The organism is Erwinia plantamica (genome assembly GCF_043420595.1).
Taxonomy (GTDB): Bacteria; Pseudomonadota; Gammaproteobacteria; order Enterobacterales; family Enterobacteriaceae; genus Erwinia; species Erwinia aeris.
Genome location: NZ_JBGCUC010000157.1, coordinates 1 through 207, shown reverse-complemented (window position 1 = coordinate 207; position 207 = coordinate 1). Strand labels below are relative to the sequence as shown.

1 tRNA gene is annotated in these 207 nt (G+C 48.3%); it reads left to right on the top strand.

Going from position 1 to position 207, the window contains the following annotated elements:
* The first annotated feature begins 132 nt into the window (after nt 1-132).
* Nucleotides 133-205: transfer RNA gene (locus tag AB3U87_RS22590), tRNA-Lys, on the top strand.
* The last annotated feature ends 2 nt before the right edge of the window (nt 206-207 follow it).

Here is a 207-nt window from a genome sequence, read left to right as displayed (position 1 = left end):
GGTCGTTAGCTCAGTTGGTAGAGCAGTTGACTTTTAATCAATTGGTCGCAGGTTCGAATCCTGCACGACCCACCACTTTTTAAGTGGTATCTGATGCAAGAAACAGACATTAAGCGGCAGGCAGTACACAGCGGGTCGTTAGCTCAGTTGGTAGAGCAGTTGACTTTTAATCAATTGGTCGCAGGTTCGAATCCTGCACGACCCACC